The following is an 18,638-nucleotide window of genomic DNA, read 5'->3' as shown; positions in this document are numbered from 1 at the left end:
CGGCGGGCTCGGCCGGGGCGCCCATGTGCCGCTCCCGCCGACGCTTCAGACCTCCCGGCTTGTTCGGTGACGGCGAGACCCGTGCCCCGGGCTGCATCTGCCCGCACGCGGGGCACGAGCGGTGTGCCCGCTTTTTCTTGGGAGTCTTCTTCTTGGAAGGCATCAGGGCTGCTCTGCTTCGTTCGGCTCGGACGGTGGATCAGGGCGACTACGCCGAAGCGATCATCGTGGGGAGCTGTGGCGGTCGAGGCGCGGCGCGGTGGTCCGGAAGTCGTCGAGGAGCTCCACGGCTGCACGGGCGCGTATGGCCTCCAGCTCGCCGCCGCTCGTCAGTGCGGTCCGGCGCGGCAGGGCCTCCACGGGGGGCACCAGATGGTTCGGCACCTGAGAGGGCACGACGTACCGTGACCGGTCGAGCGGCAATTGGTAGAAGACGTCCCAGCCCACCTCGCCGCGCAGTGCGTCACGAATGCGTTCCTCGGCCATGTTCAGCTCCGACTGGGCCCTGGCGTCCCCCTCGCGCTCCCGGAAGATGTCCCGGCAGCGCTCCTCCCACCCTCCGGCCCCGTGATCCAAGCCGATGTCGAGGAAGGGATTACCGAACGGGCCACGGTCATTCCTCCTCGTCCCTCTCCAGGCACGAAGGAGCCGAAGGTTGCGTTCGGCGGCGGCCCCTCCCCGCGCGGCGGCTCTACTGGCGTACTCCTCGGCGGAATCGAGGAGCCTGTCCCGTTCCGTGCGCGACTCGAGCCGCTCGCTCTGTCTCGCGGCCACGTATGCCGCGAGGGCGTTGGCCTCCTCGGCCAGCTCCGCGGGAACCCTGCGGTTGCTCACGCTGTCCCTGGTGAGGGACCGGGCCTGCTGGGCCGCCGCCTCCAGGTCACCGGCCTTCACGAGGTCGTAGGCGCGGTTCAGTGCGACAAGGGCGTAGAACGGGCTCCGTCCGGCGTCGACAAGGCCCTGCGGGCGCCACAGAGCGGCCATCAGCAACCAGAGTCCCCTATCCTCGGTCATGCGCGGCGGCCACTGCCCCGACAGCGCACCCGACTTGAGGTCGCGAAGCTCGATCTGCTGCGGCCGCGGCAGTGCCGCGTCGAGCGCGTCCACGGCCGTCACGTCGCCGTCCATGACGACGTCGTACAGCAGGTCCCACACGTCGTCCGGCTCCTGTCGGGCGAGATCGTCGTCACCGAGGAAGGACTGCCGTCGCAGGTACGTCTGCCAGGCGAGGCATTCGGCCTGCTCACCGCTGACCGTCGAGGGGGCGAGACGGGCGCGCAGGTACAGGCCCTCCTGCTCATCCCGTCTGGTCCAGGGCGCGTCCTCAGGCATGAGGCCGCCGTGGTCGACCAGATCGTCGATGACGGACAGGGGCGCCCGTTCGAGGAGCTCGTCGAGGAACCGGTTCGGCACGGGTATCGCGCCGCGTGTGCAGGCGGTGGCGAAGAGGCTGAAGGCGGGTCCGCCCGAGAGCGCGTGGGACCGCTTGCCGACCAGTTCCAGGGCGGGCGCCGTTGAACACAGCACCCTGCACCGCTCCAGGCCCGATTCGTTGAGCCATCGCACACCACCGGCCCAGAGGCTCCGCAGATGACCGAGGACCGACTCCGGCGACAGGAGGCCCAACCCCATGCGCACGGCGGGCAGCAGGCTGTCGCGGTCCGGATCGCCGCCGATGGCCTGCGTGAGGATCGCCCGCTCAGCCTCGGGCAGGCCGGTGGCCGCCACTGCCTCCGTGAGCATGGCCAGGACGGCTTCGACCGCCTCGCCGTCCCCGACGCCGAGCCAACGCCACTTGCGCTGAACGAAGCTGCTCACGCTGGATGAGCCCTGGTTCTCCCTGCGTTCACGCGCACGTTTCAGGCGCTCTCGCTCAGCCGCTTTCGCCGCCTGCCGAGCGGCCACCGGGTCCGTCATCTCGTACACCCCGACAGGCTATCCGCACGATCTGACAATCCATACGGGCTCATGCGATTTGTGGCCATCGACGATGAGCGGCCTCAGCGGGCACGGCCCGCGCCTTGGCCCTTACGCAGAAACCCGAATAGGCTCCCGTAACTCCAACCGCCGTCCCCTCGTGTTCCGACGACCCACCAGCAGGTTCGGGTACGCGGCTCGATCGTCCAGTTGGCGCAGCCGGACTTCGCGACTGTGGTGCAGCCGACTCGGCTCACCCACCGAAGAAGCTCAACCGAACCTTGCGGTGGGATTTGCCCTTGCTGGTGTCCGCCAACTCCGTTAGGACGACTCCCAAAGCCACCTGGTGCCACGCTCCATGTGATGCGTCATAGAAACTGGGCCACGCAAAACAACAGTCGACATCACCACGGTCCAACACCGGCCTACGGCCCGTCAATCGTCTGGAGTGAAGGGTCAGCCGGAGGGGTGTCGCTGACGAGTCGTAGCAGTGAGATCTTCCAACAGCACATCGGCTACCAGCTCCTCGACCACGGCGATGTCGTGCCCCGCCATGGCTTCGGCCAACTCGGGATCCCACGGTGCTCCGGTGATGCGCCCAGGTCGAGGACCGTGCGCGTTGCGGACGATCGCGGATCGGTAGTCTGCCGCCGTCATGCGCCAGGGGTGCGCCCCTGCTTTCTCCATGACGTATGCGGCAATGCGGATGCCTTCGCCGTCGAAGTCACCGTGGTAACGGAGAGCAGCGCCTTGGTCCGCGAGTAGGCGCAGGAGCTGGATAGCTGCGCTGTTGGGCCAGCCGGACGTGCAGACAAGCGGTGGGCAGTTGGAGCCGAAGCGACGGAGGGCCAGAGCCAAGATGCTGGGGTTCTCCACTACGTGGACGACGAGTGAGGCAGGGGTGGCGGGCAGGGTGAGCTCGCCCGGGTTCCTGACGTGGGCGAGAGTCAGGCTGGCGGCCTGGCCGGCCTCGGTACACAGGCGGGCCACACGGGCGAGAAGGCCGTCGCCGACAGGGCGCAGTCCGCCGGCGATGACGGTGGCGGACAGCTCGTCGTCGGCGACACCGGCGCGGGACCACAGGGCGCGCCGTTCCGCCGCGGACTGCGGCGGTGCAATGTCGTACAGAGTCGCCAGGGCACGCAGGACGAGGGTGGAGACGGGTGTGCCGTCGTCGAGAGCGTGCGCGTGACCGTTCAGGACTCGGGCGGCGAAGACTGGTAGAGGTTCGGCCTGGCCGGGTAGCTCGGCGAGCACCTTGAGCGCGTCGATGAGCAGCGTACGGGTGCGCTCCGTCGAACCACCGACCAGTCCTGCGGCTCGACATGACGCAGCCCAGTCGGTGAGCACCGGCTGCGCCCGTACCGTGTCGTGACCAGCCAGCCAGGCCCACAGACCGGCGCGTTCGTCCTCCTGGCGACGGCGTTCACCGGCTCTGTCGCCGAGTGGGCCGATGAGTTCGGCGACGACTTCTCGTACGGTGCGGCCGGAGAGCTCGGTGACGGCCTCCTCCAGGCACGCCAGGGCAACGGAGGGCCGGGGGTCCGGCAGGCGGTCCAGGCCCAGGAGGTCTGCGAGGGCTTCGCGCTGGGTCTCGTCCAGAGGTCCGAGGCGTACGCGTGTGACGGGGCGGCCGGAGGAGAGACGGTCGTGGACCGTCTGCCAGACGGCAAGGAGTTCGGGGCGGCGAAGGGGCGCGTCGCCCAAGGCAAGATGCTCCCGAGAGGTCAGCCCGCCGGACACGGGGTGGTCTTGCAAGGTCATCCTTCCTCCATTCCCGTGCCGTTCCAGACGAAGCGCGCGCTGGTGACGGCGTCGTCTCCGTCGGTCAGGAGTTGGTGGACGGCGATGCCGGGCAGCTCCCTGTAGTTTCCCCACTCGTGGTCGGAGGTGATCATGAGGTCCAGGTCGAGTGCGGTGAGCAGCGCGAAGACCTGTCCGCGGTTGACGGTGTCGACGCCGACGAAGACCTCGTCGAGGAGGATCGGGCGGGGTGCCAGGGGCACGTCCTCGTAGTGGGCGGCCACGGCGGCGAACAGGGGCAGGTGCAGTGCGATGGCTTTCTCCCCGCCGGAGAGCGCGCCGTGCAGCCGCTTTGTCAGGGGCTGCCAGCCGCTCCCGTCGGCCCGGTCGAGGCGGACGGTGAAGGTGTGCCAGGCGGTGTAGTCGAGCACCTCGCCGAGGTGCTCCTCCCAGCTCGCGGCCGTGTCGCTGCCCTTGGTCTCCTCGATGCGGGCACGGAAGAAGGCGTGCAGGGCCTCCCGGTCGGACTCGGTGACCCGGCCTGGGTCCTTCAGGAGCAGTTGGCGGGCGGTGCGGGTGCTGTCGGGGAGGTCGGGGCGGACGTCCCAGACTAGCTGGACGGCAACGTTGGAGGCGGTACGGACCCGCTCCAGGTGCCCGTTCATGTGCGCGACGAGTTCGCCGGCCCGGCGGATGCGGGCGGCGAGGTGGCGGCGGATGTCACCGGTGAGGATCTGGTCGAAGAGGCGCCGTTCGGCGGTGCTGATGTCGTCGCCGCTGCGGTCGCGCTCCTGGGTAAGCACGGCGAGCAGACCGGTCGCCCCCACGCGGACGCCCTCCAGGGTGGCAGTGAAGAGCTGGATGTCGTCGTCGGGCTCCAGCTCCAGGTCGGCTCGGACGCCGAGGTGGCGGCGGGCCTCGTGGACGGCTTCGGAGAGGCGGGTGGCGGCGTCGCCGAGGTGGCGCGGGGCATGCGGGACCTGGGGCCACCGTGCCGCCATGGCGCGCGCCACCTCCAGAGTGGCCTTGGTACCGTCCCCGGCGTCGAGTTCGGGTACGACGCCCGCGTCCTCGGCCAGACCCACCAGGCACAGGTGCCGGAACCGCCGCGCCGCGCCGTCGCGGGCCTCGACTGCCTTCTCCTGCCGGTCGGCGTCCTGGCCACTGGTGGCCCTCAGCTCTCCGATGCGGCCTTCCAGGCCCAAGAGGAGCTCGGCTGCCTGGCGGGCTTCCTTGCCGCAGCGGACCCGTTCGGCACGGGTCTCCGCAACGCGCGCGACGATCTGCCGGTAGTCCGCGCCGACCGTCTCCTCCACCGCCTTCAGACGTGCCGTCATCCCAGCCGCCTTCGCTTCCGCAGCGGCCGCGTCGGCGGCCTGCTTCTCGGCGAGAAGGCGTGACCGGTCCGCCCGTGCGGCCGTCTCCTCAGCCCTTTCAGCGGCCGCGATCGCGTCGATACGGGCGTCCGTCCAGGTATCGGCGAGGTCGCGGAACCTCTCCATGTCGCGGCCGAGTTCGCGCAGCCGGTCGCGGTCCGTGGGCAGTCCGTTTTCGGCCGCCCTGCGGCTCAGTGTGCGCAGCGCGCCGGCCACGTCACCCTCGCGTGCGGCCAGATGCTCGGTCGCGTAGCGCACGGCGTCGTCCCGGGCGGCCACCTTCTCCTCTGCCTGGTCCCAGTCCCGTCGGCAGGCGTCGAGTTCGCGGTGGTCGGGCCGGGCGGACCGGTCGTCCGCCAGCCGGGCGGCGCGGGCGCCGAGTTCCCGCAGCCGGTCGGCGAGAGTGGCCAGGGAGGCGTCCTTCTCGGCGATCAGCTCAGCCAGTTCGGTGCTCTCACGCTGCTTGGCCCGCTGCCGGGCGAGGGCTCCGATATGGGCGGGCTCCGGCTTGCTCCAGGAACCCGTGGCCGGCGCGAGGCGCCAGGTGCCGTCGGAGGAGACTGCCACAGGGTGCCCGCCGGGCAGGGGGGTGCCATACGCGATACCGGCGAGGATGCGGGTCACCGTGCCGGCCAGTACGGGGATGTGCTCCTCGGGCCTCAGCACGTCCAGCAGGCTGGAGCCGGGGGCGGTCGTGGCGAGGCCGACCTCGACACGGGTGTCGTGCCCAGGAAGGGTGAACCCCTCGGATGCGCTCACCCATGCGTCCAGGAGGCCCGACGCCTCCAGTGCCGCTTCCACTCCGGCCTGTACGGGGAGCGGGACGTTCTCGTGGAAGGCGATCAGCCGCCACAGTGGCGCGCCCGCCGCAGCCGTGCGGACGGTGGTGCGGGTGGGTGGAGCGACGGGCTGGAGATCGGTCTCGCCACTGAGCTTGCTCCTCCGCGCATCGAGCAGGTCCCGTTCCTGCTCCAACCCCTGTTGCGCGGTGCGGAATGCGGCCCGTTCAGTGGTGATCTCCTCCTCCAGCGGTCGTGCGACCGTTTCGACCAGCTCACGCACGTCTGCCTCGACGGCCGCCCTGGCGGCCAGTTCATCGAGGTCGGCGATGCGCATCTCCGTCCAGTTCCGGGCCCAGGCAAGCAGCCGTTCCGCCTGGGCGGCAAGGGCGTTGTCTCCGGCGGTGGCGGCCGTGTCGCGGTGGGCGATCGCGTCCGCGAGCCGGGTGCGGGCCTCGTCCAGCAGGCCCTCGGCGGTTCCCCGGTCGCGTACCGCCCGGTCGTGGGCGTCGATCGCGTCGGTGATGTCGGCGACCTGCTCCCGTCGGGCGGTGACCGCGCCCCGGAGCAGCCGACGGGCGGCGGCGCCAGGAGCATCGGACCGCCTGCTCCCTGTCCTGACCGGGGTGCTCGCCGTCCCATTGCCGAGGGACTTCACCTCCCCTTCCGCGTCCAGAATCGTCTTCACCTCGTGGTGAATGGACTCCATGCCTGCGGCCCGGGCCGAGCGGTTGGTCTCGTCCGCTGTCGCGCGGGCGTGCTCGACGCACGAGCGGGCGTGTCCCGCGACGTCGTCGGCGTGCTTCCGGTCCTCCTCCGCGTCGGACTCGGCGGACCGGGCGGCGGTACGCAGCTCGGCGGCGGCGGCGACCTGTTCCTCGGTACCGCGGCGGAGCCGGTCGAGTTCTTCCCCCTTCTGGTAGGCGTCGCTCTCCCTAAGCCCCTCGATGATCTCGTCCAAGGCGTGCGCCCGTAGATCCAGCTCCTCTCGCAGGGCGAGGGTGGAGCCGCGCTCCTCGCACGCCTTCTCGTATTCCTGGGCGCTGACGCGGGCGTCCCGGGTGAGGTCGTCCATCTCGGTGGTCGCAGAGATCAGTGCTGCCGCACCGGCCCGCAGGACCCGGCGGGCGTAGGCGCGCTGGCGGGAGGCGACGTTCTCGGCGGCCGTCACCTCGGCGTCGAGCCGGTCGAGGTGGTCCCGCTGCCGGTCCAGGCGCTCGAAGCCCTCAGCGAGCTCGGTGATCTCTCCTTCGCCGAGCGGGGGCAGCGCCCGGGACAGCAGGGTGGACAGGAGGGAGGGGTCGAGCCGCTCGGACAGCTTGGGCTGGCGAAGCTGGAGCAAGGCGGAGAGCAGGGACTCGTACCGCTGCTCACCCATGCCCGCGAAAAGTTCGCGCCGCACGGTGGTGCGGTAGTCGGTGGCTGACGGATGCACCTCGCCGCGGTCGCGCAGGGCTTCGGTGAGGGCCGCCTTGGTCAGGGGCTGTCCGGTGTCGTTGACGAGGTGGACCCCGTCGGGGTGGGCGATCCGGGCGATGGTGGTGAAGTAGTCGGCGTGCGCCGTGGTGGTGTGCCCGCTCGCGTGCAAGCGGGCTCCGCAGCCGAACCAGTGCTCAGCGCCGTCGTCTCCGACGCGGCGGAACTCCATCCACACGTACCCCACACGGGTCTTGCCGGATGCTCCCTGGCCGAGCAGGTTCCAGTGCATCGTGCGCTCCGAACCGCCGAACGTGGAGAGACGGTTGGGGCGGAGGCTGGCGTCGAAGAGGAAGGGAAGCAGCAGTTCCAGGGCCTTGGACTTGCCGGTGCCGTTCTGACCGCGCAGCAGCAGGCGACCCTGGTGGAAGGTGAAGGTCTCGTCGTAGTAGCGCCAGACGTTGAGGATGCCCGCACGATGGGGCCGCCATCGTCCGCGACCGGTGTCCGCGTCATGAACGGGTGACGGATCGATGGTCTCTTCGGGCCGTCGCTGGAGGGGGAGTTCCGTCACGCTCACTGCTTGTCTCCTTCTCCGGCGCTGCCGGTGGCGGCCACGGCTGGCGGATCGTTCTTCGGAGCTGGGCCGGTGGTCTCCGTCAGGCGGTAGCGGTGCGCGGCCGGTCGCGCGATGACACGGTCTCGGGCCCTGCAGGCCAAGCCGACGTCGAGCAGGATCCGTACGGCGTCGTCGGCAAGGCGGGCCGGGCCTTCCTCCGACTGGTACGCCTTGGCCCAACCCGGAAAGCGGCGCAGCAACTCCGCTCCGGCCTCGGCCAGCTGCTCGGGCAACAGGCCCACGGGCGTGGCGCAGAGCGGTGAGAGAAGGAGTAGCGCGGCGACTCGGGCGGTGGAGGTGTCATCGGGAAAACGGACGTCGGTAGCGATAGCGTCCGGGTCGACGAGTAGAAAGCCCTCCGCCCGTTCCTCTAGGAGGAAACCGGCCTGTTCGACAGAGCGGCGCAGGATCTGGCGTCCGGTCAAAGAGGTGACGTAAGCGAGCTCGTCATTGGCGAGGTCGGCTCGGTAGAGCACGGGGTCGTCGAAGAGGCGGCGCAGCACCGAGTGCCGCAACTGCAGATTGCGCTGGGCATCCGTGGTCGCGGCGGTCTCGGCATGCGTGTCGTCGGCCGTCCCGTCGGCAGAAGCGCCTCCGTAGCGGCGCTCCGTTACCAGGCCGGCAAGGAGGTCCTCGAACCGCGCGGGCACCTCTTCCTGGGGCACGGCGAGCCGGGAGGCGCCGACCGGTGCGGCGGGCAGCCGCATGAGCAGTGTGTTGTCCACGCGATAGAGGACCTTCGCCTCCGCGGAGTCGACGTACGTCTCGGTCGTGCCATCCACCACACGCAGTACGTCGTACGACTCCAGCAGCTTCAGGACGTCGACGAACGCCATGCGCTCCGGCCGGCGGACCGGGTCGAACCCCGCCAGCGCGCGGTCGGCCGCCATGGCCTGGACGACACGGTCGGCGAGCATGCCGATGGTCGTCATCGGCATCGACAGCAGCTCCGCGGCGGTCACGCACAGCAGGACGTACCGTCGGCGGTCGAACGGGGCCCGGCCGGAACGCGCGCGGCGAGCGGGGCGGGAGCCGTCGGGGCTGACGCGGACCTTGGTGAGGCGGGCGTAGCCTCGGCGGGGTTCCACAACCAGACTCCAGCCGCAGGTGTAGTCGAACCAACGAGCCAGCGGGTCACGGCGGCGGCGCACCAAATCGAAACCGGTCGGGTCGGCTGCCTCGGTGAGCAGCGGGCGGGCCAGCAGGAGGCGGATGGCACGGGCGACCTCCTCCCGTTCGGCGGAGGCCAGTTGGTTGGCGAGGGTGCTCATCCTGCGGCTTCCTGTCCCGTGGCGGAGCGGACTGCCGGGAAGGAGATAGCCCCGCCCACGGCCGTGATGTGGATGACGTAGTCCGGTCCTGTCATCGTCCCCTGCGCGGTACGTAGTACTGCGGTGCGCCCGTCGGGGGGCGGCGACAGCACCACCTCCGCCCGGCCGTCCCCGGTCGTGGCCCGTCGTCGGCCGTCCGCGTCCCGTCGGGCGGCCAGCGCCCGCCCCAGCAGGTCGAGGAGACGGTCGAAGACCATGGGATCGAGGGCTCTGAAGGAGGAGAGCCGCACGGGGCCGTCCGTCTCCAGCGCCTGCCAGGCGCGTGCCAGCTCCGCCCGTTCAGCCCTGGCCCGCTCGGCGCGTTCCGCCCTGACCTCCGTGACGTCCCGCACCTTGGCCGTACGAGTGAAGCGTTCGGTCCGTCCGCTGGTCCTCAGCAGGGCCGACACCTTTACGGGCGGCGCGTCGGACCAGGAGTGGGACGAGGGGATCAGCTCCGGGTCCGGGTGGGCGAGGTGGGCATGGCGGGCCGGGCCGAGGCCGAAGGCGGCTGACCACAGCCGGTGCAGGTCCTCCTCGTCGGGAGCCGCAGCGAACCAGCGCGCGAGCTCCCGGAAGTCCTGTACGACGCTGGAGGGGCGGCGCCGGGACTCATTGATCCTCTCGAGCACCTGCAGGAGGGAGACGATGGCGCGCCGGGCGATGTCGTGCAGCTGCTCGATCCGGGGGCGCGCCCCGCCGTCCGGCAGGAACCAGGCCCTCAGCCCCGCCCAGCGCGCCCGTCGGCTCTCCAGCCAGCCGGCTGCCGGGTCCTCTCCCGGGGTCGGAGGCAGCTCGGCACCGCGCAAGGCCCGCTCACGCAGCACCGCGATGCCCCGCTCCTCCACGCGGGCCACAGCGGCGGCCACCGTCTCGCCGCGCCGGTCGAGATTGACCAGGAACTCCTGGATATACGCGACGGTGGCGGCCTTCACCTCACGGAACACGTCCAGATCCACTCCTTCGGCGCGAAGGAGCCTCTGCAACTGGCCGTTGAAGGCCTTGGTGTTCTCCACCAGGCTCTCCAGATGGCCCTCCAGCTCCCGCAGGGTGCTGAAGATCCGCCGGTCGGCCGCGGAATGTTCGCCGGACAGCACGGTCAGCTCGTCGAGCCGGTCGGCGATCGCCTCCAGCACCGCGGTCTGCAGCGCCCCTGTGGAAGCCAGCACCTCCAGGGCGTGTCGCACCCCGGCGAGCGCGGCCTCCCCCCGGCGGGTCAGCGAGTAGTGCAGGTTGCGCCGCTCGTACTCCTCAGCCGTGCGGTAGTTCTGGGCGTGGTTGTGAACCACGTCGAGGAGTTCCCACTTCACCAGCCGTTTCAGCGCCTCGTGCAGTTCCTCGTCTTGGAGGTCCGAGACCCAGCCCACCGCACGCAGCCGCTCCCGTACGCCGTCGAGCCCGAGCTCGGTCTCCAAATGCTCGCCGGCCACCCCGAAGGCCTCAAGCACGGCCCCGTTCAAGTCGGCCGTCTCCCCCGTAATGAACCGGAACATCTCCGGCGGAACCCTGCACATGCTGGTACGTCCCCTCCTCCGCCACCCCTGCGGTACTTCGCCACCCACGTTAAGGGGCGGTCCGAAATCACGTTCTCGCGTCGCTGCCATCATTCTCATGGCAGTGAGGGCCGAGGATTACTCCGTGCTCTCGAACGAGTAGACAAGGCTCTGCGCGCCCCGGATGCCGGAGGCGAGTACGTTGCTGCCCGGGCGGTAGGGCAGGCCCGCACCGCGACCGCACATCGGTGACGAAGCCGCAGGGAGCGTGAGTACCCGACGCGGCCACGCACCACGGCCCGGGCAGTTGGTGCGGCCGGACATGGCCCGTACAGTCAGGCGTCGCCGATGCCACCCAGGAACGACAACCTGACCTGACGGTTGGTATTGCTCCTGTTCGTGTCCGCCAACCTCCGTTAGGGCAACTGCCAGCCTATCCGGATGGCAACGCACGCCGACCAGCAGTGGCCGTCACCTCGCGGGGTGGCCAGCACGGCAAGCATCCGCTCGGCATGCAGTGGCTGGCCGTCCCCAGCCCATCACACCAGCGGCACGGCACGGCTTCTTGCCGACCCGGATCACAAGTCGTAGCGTTCGGTCACCACCATCGCCGTCCCTGAGAGTGCTGTTCCCGCGGGTGTCTCAGCCCACTCGGCGAGCAGCAGCGGGTTCTCGTCCGCGCACTTCAGCAAGTGGGCGATCTCCTCGGCGGTCGGCGGGACCGGAAGGGTGCAGCCGACCACGGTGTGGCCTGTCGCGCTGGTGTGGTTCCCGGGCTCCTCCTCGGGATCGTCCGGCGTCCAACGGCTGACCTCGATCTCCCACGAGGTCTCGTCGTCGTCTGGTTCTGGCGCTTCGATCGTCAGGTAGAAGCCGTCGGAGTCGTACGGCTCCGTGAAGAGGCGGCAGCTGGGGTCGTCGAGTGAAGCCCACTCGTCGCCGCCCTGGGAGTGGGCGGTGACCAGTACCCGGAGGGCGGCGACCGCCTTCTCCCGTTCCTCCGAGGTGAGTCCCGACTCACGTCGGTCGAGTTGTTCGCGCGTCTTGTCGCTTAGCGTGTCCAGCCCGTCGTCGTACTTCACGAAGGGGTGCCCGAACTCCCAGCAGCGCTCGGTCTCCGGATCACCCTCCGAGGAAGTTCCCGAGAATTCCGCGAGTCCTGCCTGCAACCCGTGCTTCTCTGACTCCAGTTCGGATCGGATCGCCCTGCTGACCGTGTCGGGGAGAACCGACACGGCACTTTCCAGGTCGACGAGCGCCTGGTGAAGCCGCAGGCAGACGTACTCGTACCACAGACTGTGGGCGCCGCCGAGAAGAGCTGCGCGGGCGGCGGGGTCGGTCAGCGCGGCGAGGTGTGTGCGTGGGTAGCGGCCCACACGCCGTTCCCGGCGGTCGTGGATGCTGACAGGGACGGTGGCGAAGGCGGAGATCCGGTTGAGGGCGTCGACGACCGGAACCGCGAGGCGAGGCTCCGCAAGACTCGTCACGGTCTTGGACACGACGCCGTCCGGACCTTGGTAGGTCGCCAGGATCTGCGTCTTCCCACGGGCGGCGTGCTGAGAGTAGATGGTCAAGGAAAAGCCTTTCGGCTGTTCGGCACACTACGGCCGGACAGAACAGGTGCACAGAAGCGGGAAAGAGGTGGTGGCGAGGGCGCGTTCCGACGCTCCGTACCTCAAGATGACCGGGGGTGGCCCAGGTACCGTCCCAGGCTCCATTCCTGCCCGCAGGCTAGACGGATGCCCTGCGCACCGCAAGCGGGTTGTCGCCCATGCGCGGCCAGGAAGGACGGCGACGCACTGGAAGTGAACCGCACTCCCAGAGGACGTCGGAGCCCCAGGTCTACCGAGCCGCGGCTCCGACGTCTTTCCGGTTCCCGGACAGCGCTGCGCAGCCGGCGACCCCGCGCTACGGTCTGCCTGAGATCATCATGGAAGCAGGGGGACATGGCCGGTAAGACGGACGAGGACGGCCCAAGCGGTACGTGGGCGCGCGAGCTCTGGGACTACGCGCAGACCGTGCTCAAGGAGTGGCAGTCCACGCAGGTATGGCAACCCGCCCAGCAGTTGCGCGCAGCATCGCACAGCAACGCGCGCGACTACGCCGGCCGCTTCCTCCTGGAGCTGCTCCAGAACGGCCACGATGCTCACCGCGGAGGCCGGAACGACGGAAGTGTGCACGTCCTGCTCGACGAGGACGAAGGGACGCACGGCACGCTCTATGTGGCCAACGGTGGCACGCCCTTCACCTGGGCCAGCATCCAGGCCGTCTGCAAGCTCGCCCGGAGCGAGAAGACCGTCGGCGAAGGCATCGGGAACAAGGGTGTCGGCTTCCGCAGCATCCTGGAAATCACGGATGCCCCGGAGGTCTACAGCGCCAGCACGGCCGGAGAGGGCCTGGCTGTGTTGGATGGGTACTGCTTCCGGTTCGCGGTACGGGACGACCTGCGCGTGCTGCTTGGTGACGAGGACCTCGTACATAAAGCGGAGGAGGAACTCCCGCCCTTCCAGGTCCCCTTCCCTCTCTCGGACGTACCCCCGACTTGCAAGAAGCTGGCCGCCGACGGTCATGTGACGGTCATCAGGATCCCACTGCGCAACGAGGCCTCCCGACGCGCGGCCGTTCGGCGCCTCGACGAGCTCGGTGCCGCGAAGGCCCCGGTAATGCTGTTCCTGGACCGGCTCAACCGACTGCTCATCGAACGGCGAGGTGGCAAAAGTCCCCAGCGTACGGAGCTCACCCGGCATGAAGTGCCCTTGGGGACCGCCGGTGTCCGGCCCCAGGCACACGTCGCACATGCCGGTGCCGCGCGGACCGTCCCGACCGTCTCCCTTGCCCGTGTCGAACTCGGCTCACTGGGCGCATACCTCGTGGCTAGAGGCCGCGTCCCCGTAGCACGGCTGCGCGGCACGATCGAGGCGGCCACCGAGCTCGGGCAGCTAGATGATTCGTGGGGTGACTGGAAGGAACCGGCTGTGGTAGAGGTGGCGTTGCCCCTCGACGGCACCGAGTCGCTGCGCGGTGGCCGGATCTACACCTTCCTCCCGCTGGGCGAGGACGCCGCCGCCCCCCTGCGCGGGCACCTCAACGCACCGTTCTTCACGAAGGTGGACCGTACGGCCCTCGACCGGGAGCACCCGCTAAACAGCATGCTGTTCGCGGCGGCCGCCGAGACCTCTCTGGCGGCAGCCGCCGCGCTGCGGGAGCGAGACCGGCCTTCAGACCGCAGGCTGGCGGTCGACCTTGTGACCTGGGAGCACGAGCCGCGCTCCCACAACCTGTTGCGCGAAGCGGCGCATCAGGTGCACGGGGCTGAGTTCGCGGACGTTTCCGTCGTACCACTCCTGAACCGGGACGCCCCACACGGTTCCTGGGGCACGCCCCGCGATTCCGTGCTCTGGCCTGACCTCGGGCTGTCGGTACTCACGGCCGAGGCGGCCGGGGCGGTCGGCATCGCCGTGGCGGATCCGGCCGTCGGGGCCAAGCTCCTGAAGCGTCTCGCGAGGTTGTGCGAGGCGCTCAAGTGCCCCTTGGAGCCCTCGGCACAGCAGCGGGCGGACCACGCCGAGCAGATCGTGGGGACCCTGCCGCTGCCCGCCCCCGATGCGCCCGTCGACAACTGGAACAGCGTTTACGCCGATCTCGCCCTGCTGTTCAAGGACGAGGGCGGAGTACTGCAGGGCAGGAAGCTGTTGCTGGCGGACGACGGGAAGCTCCGGCCCGCCAACGGCGGCTCTGCCACGGGCACAAAGGACGGGTCGCGGCGCAAGGCGGCCAGGCGGGAAGCCTTTTTCCAGCCGGCTCGCGGCGAGACAGCGGGCGACGAGGGCCTGGCCGTGCCCGACGCCTTGAAAAAGCGCATGTTCTATCTACACCCGGGGCTGAACTGGGTGGAGGAGGAAGGCCACGTACGGCGCCAGGAAGCCCGGTTGTTTCTGGAACGCTTCAGGCTCGTCCGGCGTTTCGACGCCGCCGGCCTGCTCGACCACGTCCGCCGCGCGCTCACCGAAAGCAACTCGACGCGGCTGCGCGAGCAGGCCCTCCGCTTCGTGTTCCGCCTCTACCGGTCGAGGCAATCCGCACAGTCTCTGCAACTGCGTCCGCTGGGGCTATACGTTCCCTCTGCCGAGGGCCCCACCATCAAGGCGGCCGGCGCCGCTTTCGGGGCCGGATGGACCGGGACCCACGGCGACGATCTCGCCTCCGTCGTGGCCGAGGGCCGGGAGTCCTCGGCCGGCCTCCGCTTCATGGCAGAGCGACTCGTGGCGCCACCCGAGGACTTCCTAAGGCGGGGCGAAACCCGGGAGGAGTGGCGGGAGTTCCTCAGCGATCTCGGCGTCACCGACGGACTGCTCCCCCTGGTGTCCTCCGGCGCGGAGACGCAGGCCGAGGGCGGCACACTCACCACGAGCAAACTGATCAGCATGGCGAAGGTGTCTGACGAGGTCGCCGATCAGTGGCGGCCGTTCATCGACCGCGCGAGGAGCCGTGTCGCACATCCGTACACCCCGTACGTCGGAACCCCCGCGTTCCGGCTACCGGGCCAGGACGTCGCCGGGCGGCTGAGCAAACCGGGCAGGATCGCCTATGCACGACTGGTCCTGCACGGCCTGGCCCGGTGGAACAACACTCACCTCACCAGCGTCTGGAACCGGGACCGGACGGGCAACAAGGATACGCAGTACGTCCCGACCCCTCTGTCCGCCTTCATCCGCGGCCAGCGCTGGCTCCCGGTGCGAGGCCGTGGCGGCACCATCCGCTTCGTCCGGCCGGACGAAGCGTGGCATGCCCCCTCGACCCTTGAGCAGGAGCCGGCCTTCGCCCCGACCGTCCTGCGGGAGCTCCGCTCCCTGCTGGAGGACGATCAGGTCCTGCGACGGCTGCGCGATGCCGGGTTGCCGACCTGGGGCGACCACAGGGACAGCGCCCGGCTCATCGCCACCCTGGGCGAGCTGGTGAAGTCGGATGCCGTGGACGACGGGGACCGGCCCGCCCTTCAGCGGGCTAACGAGCGCGCCTGGCAGAACCTGGCCGCGCAGACGGCCTCGATCGAGCCGCTCATCGGCTCGGCCCTGCTCGCAGAGCGGGGTAAGAAGCTCATCGCGGTCGACTTCGCTACGCTCCTCGACGGCTCAGTACGGCTGTACGTCACCGGGGATCGGAACCATCTGAAGGCACGCCTGGCCAGGGAGCTCAAGCTTCCGCTGCTCGTGGTTCCGGGGGCGGCGGCTGAAGTCGCCGGCATCCTCCGCCACCGCTGCCCGGACGCGATACGGCACGCCGACGACGCTGACCTGTCGGTCGAAATCGTCAGCACCTCCGGCACTACCGTCGTCGGAACCTCCGGCACTACCGAAGGGCTCGGAACACCGCTCGTCGACGAGCTACCCTGGCTTCCACTCGCGGTGGGCGTCCTGGCCGACCATCCGCCCCGTGGCAGCCGCCCGACCGACGCCGAGCTCACCGATTTCGTCGCCGCCGTCCGCCGAGTCCGTATCCACCGCTACGTCTCGCTGAAGATCACCCTCGACGGAGCCGCCGTGGAACTCCCGGAACGGCAGGACGGCATGCTCCCTCTACCCGACCCCGCCCACCCTCTGATCCTCACCCCGGACCTGCCCCTTTCCTGGGACTTCGTGGCCCGGATCGGCTACGCAGTCAGCCAGGTCCTGGACCGTCCGGAGTACACCGTCCCGCTCAAGCTCGCCGCCCGCGAGCTGGAGCGGGGGCACGCATCCCTCGAAGAGCCGACCGAGCGGCAGCTCGCGGCGGTGCTCGATCTCTCCGTCCACCAGGTCAGAGAGACCGCTCACCGCCTGGACGGGTCCCTCACGGGCGTACTGGAGCGCTGCCACCCCTTCCTCGTACACGCCCTCGGCGCCGACAAGGCGAGGGAGCTCACGGACCCGGCTCCGGCCGACGCCCGGGAGTTCCTGGCCCGCCTCACACCGTACGCGGACGCCCTTCCCCTGCCCGCCGCGCAGCTCATCGAGGCCGCGCGCAACGCGCGAGATATCGACGGCCTCCGGGCCCTGGCCAAAGTCGACTTCGCGGACCTGAACCGCACTCTGGCAGGGCTTGCGCCCCAGTACCGCCCGATCAGCCACGCGGAGGCCCACAACGAGGCCGTACGTCGGCACGTGGATTTCGGTCGCGGCGTCCTCATCGACCGGCTGCGCTGGGCCCGTCGGGAAGAGTTCGATGCCCGTAGACTCATCGCCGACTGGCCCGCTACCCGCTCCCTGAAATGGATCACGGCTCCGGAAGAATGGGCATTCACCGTCGACACCGCCGACGACGGCCTCCTGCGGGCCCTCGTCGAGCAGGCACTCACCGCCCGTCTAAGTGCGCGCGCCCCGACCAAGGGCGAACGGCTTGCCGCCATGGACAGGTTGCGCAGCCACAACCACGCGATCGTAGCCAAGACAACACCCGACCTGGTCGCCCTGGTCAAGGCCGCGAAAAGGCCGCTACCCGCAGCGCTGGCGAAGGCGGCCGCCGTAGAGGAGATCACCGCCCTGCTGGACGAGGCGGGCGCGCTCGACTTCCGCGAGCTCTCGGCCGACGATGTCGTCGGCTGGCTCGCGGCCCTGGGCCAGTGGCCGGCCGGCATGGCTGCCTCCTCAGAGCCCCAGGCGCACGGGCTCACTCCCGCCGAGCTGGACCGAGTACGGAACGCCACCGAGCAGGCCCGCGCCGAACGGGCCAAGCGCAAGCGGATCATCTCTATTGGTGAGCGGGACTTCGACATCGAGTCAGGCGACTTCACCGAGCTGGCGTCGGAGCTGCACCGCGCTCTGCAACCCGACCTGCCCCCCAGCGGCAGTGCCCGCAGGCGCTGGGCCGCGCTGAGGCCGATCCCGCCCCGGAGGGCGACCGGCTCCTCGGGTGGCCGGCCCGGCATGCGCGTCGACGGGGAACGCGGGCTGTCGTCGGCCCAGCGCTCGGCGATCGGATTCGTGGGCGAGTGGTACGCGTACCAATGGCTTCGCGAGCAGGACCGGGCGACCGACGAGACGAGTTGGGTCTCCGGCAACCGGGCCCACATCTTCCCCGGGCCCGCCGGAGACGACAGCCTCGGCTACGACTTCAAGGTCGGCTCCGGCAGGAGTCCGCGGTTGTACGAGGTCAAGGCCACCCAGGGGCCGGGCGGGCAGATCGAGCTCGGCGAAACCGAGGTACGGGCGGCGCAGAAGTACAGCGGCAGTGACCGCTGGCGGATCCTGGTAGTGACCTCGGTACTGAACGCGGAGCACCGGCAGGTGCGAATGCTGCCGAATCCGTTCAGCGAGCGCGGTCGGGGGCTCTACCGCGAGGAGGGTGGCGCGCTCCGCTTCGCCTACCGGCTGTGAGGTGCAACCGATCCATCCCCCACAGCCACTACACGCCTGGGCCCACCGCATCCCTGCGCCAGCCGACACCGCCCGGATCCGAAGCCGATGGCTCTCGACAACTGGTCGCGTGCATCCGTCTTCGCCTGACACACCCGGCCGTGGCGATGCCCTGGCCGAATATGGCCGGCAGAACGGCACCAGCCTTACGTGCGACATGCCGTACGGGTTGTCTCAGTTGCTACCCCTTGACTCCACGAGGCACACCGACTGCCACATCCCCAGCTCAAGACGCCCCCCGAGGACAGGAAGCGTGGCATGCGGCGGCACCAGGGCCGGGAGGACGTGGTCGCGGCCGTGGCCCGGGGTGCCGTGGCGGTGTTGCCAGCGGTCGTCGGCCGGGAGGAGGGTGTGGAGCGCGGTGAGGAGGTCGTGGTCGCTGCCGGCGCCGGTTTCGATCAGGGCGATGCCGGTGGTGGCGTGCGGGGTGAAGACGTTGAGGAGGCCGTCGCGGGCCTCGGCCGTGGAGCGGAGGAAGTCCTCGCAGGCGGCGGTGAGGTCGATGACCGTTTCCTCGGTGCCGGTGGTGAGGGTGAGCAGTCGGGTGGTGAAGGGTGCCATGCGGGCATCCTCCCCCGAGCGGGAGGCCGTGCG

Annotated in this window: 8 protein-coding genes; 1 reads left to right on the top strand and 7 read right to left on the bottom strand. The window is 70.0% G+C overall.

Annotated elements, in window-relative coordinates:
* Window positions 1-222 precede the first annotated feature (222 nt).
* The 6 genes from CRV15_RS26020 to CRV15_RS25990 all read right to left on the bottom strand — a co-directional run bounded on the left by CRV15_RS26020 (window position 223) and on the right by CRV15_RS25990 (window position 12,227).
* Window positions 223-1,917: a hypothetical protein gene (locus CRV15_RS26020; protein WP_003959512.1), complete on the bottom strand. Its 1,695-nt coding sequence runs from the start codon at window positions 1,915-1,917 to the stop codon at window positions 223-225.
* 456 nt (window positions 1,918-2,373) lie between these two features.
* Window positions 2,374-3,681, bottom strand: coding sequence for a TIGR02679 family protein (locus CRV15_RS26015; protein ID WP_003959513.1), 1,308 nt, complete (start codon window positions 3,679-3,681; stop codon window positions 2,374-2,376).
* Window positions 3,678-7,811: a TIGR02680 family protein gene (locus CRV15_RS26010; protein WP_009995335.1), complete on the bottom strand. Its 4,134-nt coding sequence runs from the start codon at window positions 7,809-7,811 to the stop codon at window positions 3,678-3,680. The genes CRV15_RS26015 and CRV15_RS26010 overlap by 4 nt, the downstream gene beginning before the upstream one ends.
* Complete coding sequence (locus tag CRV15_RS26005) at window positions 7,808-9,121, bottom strand: TIGR02678 family protein (RefSeq protein ID WP_003959514.1); 1,314 nt, start codon at window positions 9,119-9,121, stop codon at window positions 7,808-7,810. Before CRV15_RS26005 ends, CRV15_RS26010 begins: the two co-directional genes overlap by 4 nt.
* Complete coding sequence (locus tag CRV15_RS26000; RefSeq protein WP_003959515.1) at window positions 9,118-10,674, bottom strand: TIGR02677 family protein; 1,557 nt, start codon at window positions 10,672-10,674, stop codon at window positions 9,118-9,120. The genes CRV15_RS26005 and CRV15_RS26000 overlap by 4 nt, the downstream gene beginning before the upstream one ends.
* A gap of 557 nt (window positions 10,675-11,231) precedes the next feature.
* Window positions 11,232-12,227 carry a hypothetical protein gene (locus tag CRV15_RS25990; protein WP_003955342.1) on the bottom strand — a complete coding sequence of 332 codons (996 nt, stop codon included), beginning with the start codon at window positions 12,225-12,227 and terminating at the stop codon, window positions 11,232-11,234.
* A gap of 372 nt (window positions 12,228-12,599) precedes the next feature.
* Here CRV15_RS25990 and CRV15_RS25985 point away from each other — a divergent pair, with 372 nt between their 5' ends.
* Window positions 12,600-18,005, top strand: a complete 5,406-nt coding sequence (locus CRV15_RS25985; protein ID WP_003955343.1) for a sacsin N-terminal ATP-binding-like domain-containing protein — start codon at window positions 12,600-12,602, stop codon at window positions 18,003-18,005.
* Window positions 18,006-18,218: 213 nt separating this feature from the next.
* Here the strand turns inward: CRV15_RS25985 and CRV15_RS25980 are convergent, their stop codons facing one another.
* Window positions 18,219-18,605, bottom strand: coding sequence for a YjbQ family protein (locus CRV15_RS25980; RefSeq protein ID WP_003955344.1), 387 nt, complete (start codon window positions 18,603-18,605; stop codon window positions 18,219-18,221).
* Between the last annotated feature and the right edge of the window lie 33 nt (window positions 18,606-18,638).

Source organism: Streptomyces clavuligerus (genome assembly GCF_005519465.1).
In the GTDB taxonomy this organism is placed as follows: Bacteria; Actinomycetota; Actinomycetes; order Streptomycetales; family Streptomycetaceae; genus Streptomyces; species Streptomyces clavuligerus.
The sequence above is the reverse complement of the archived record's forward strand: the minus strand, read 5'-3'. Positions and strand labels throughout refer to the sequence as shown.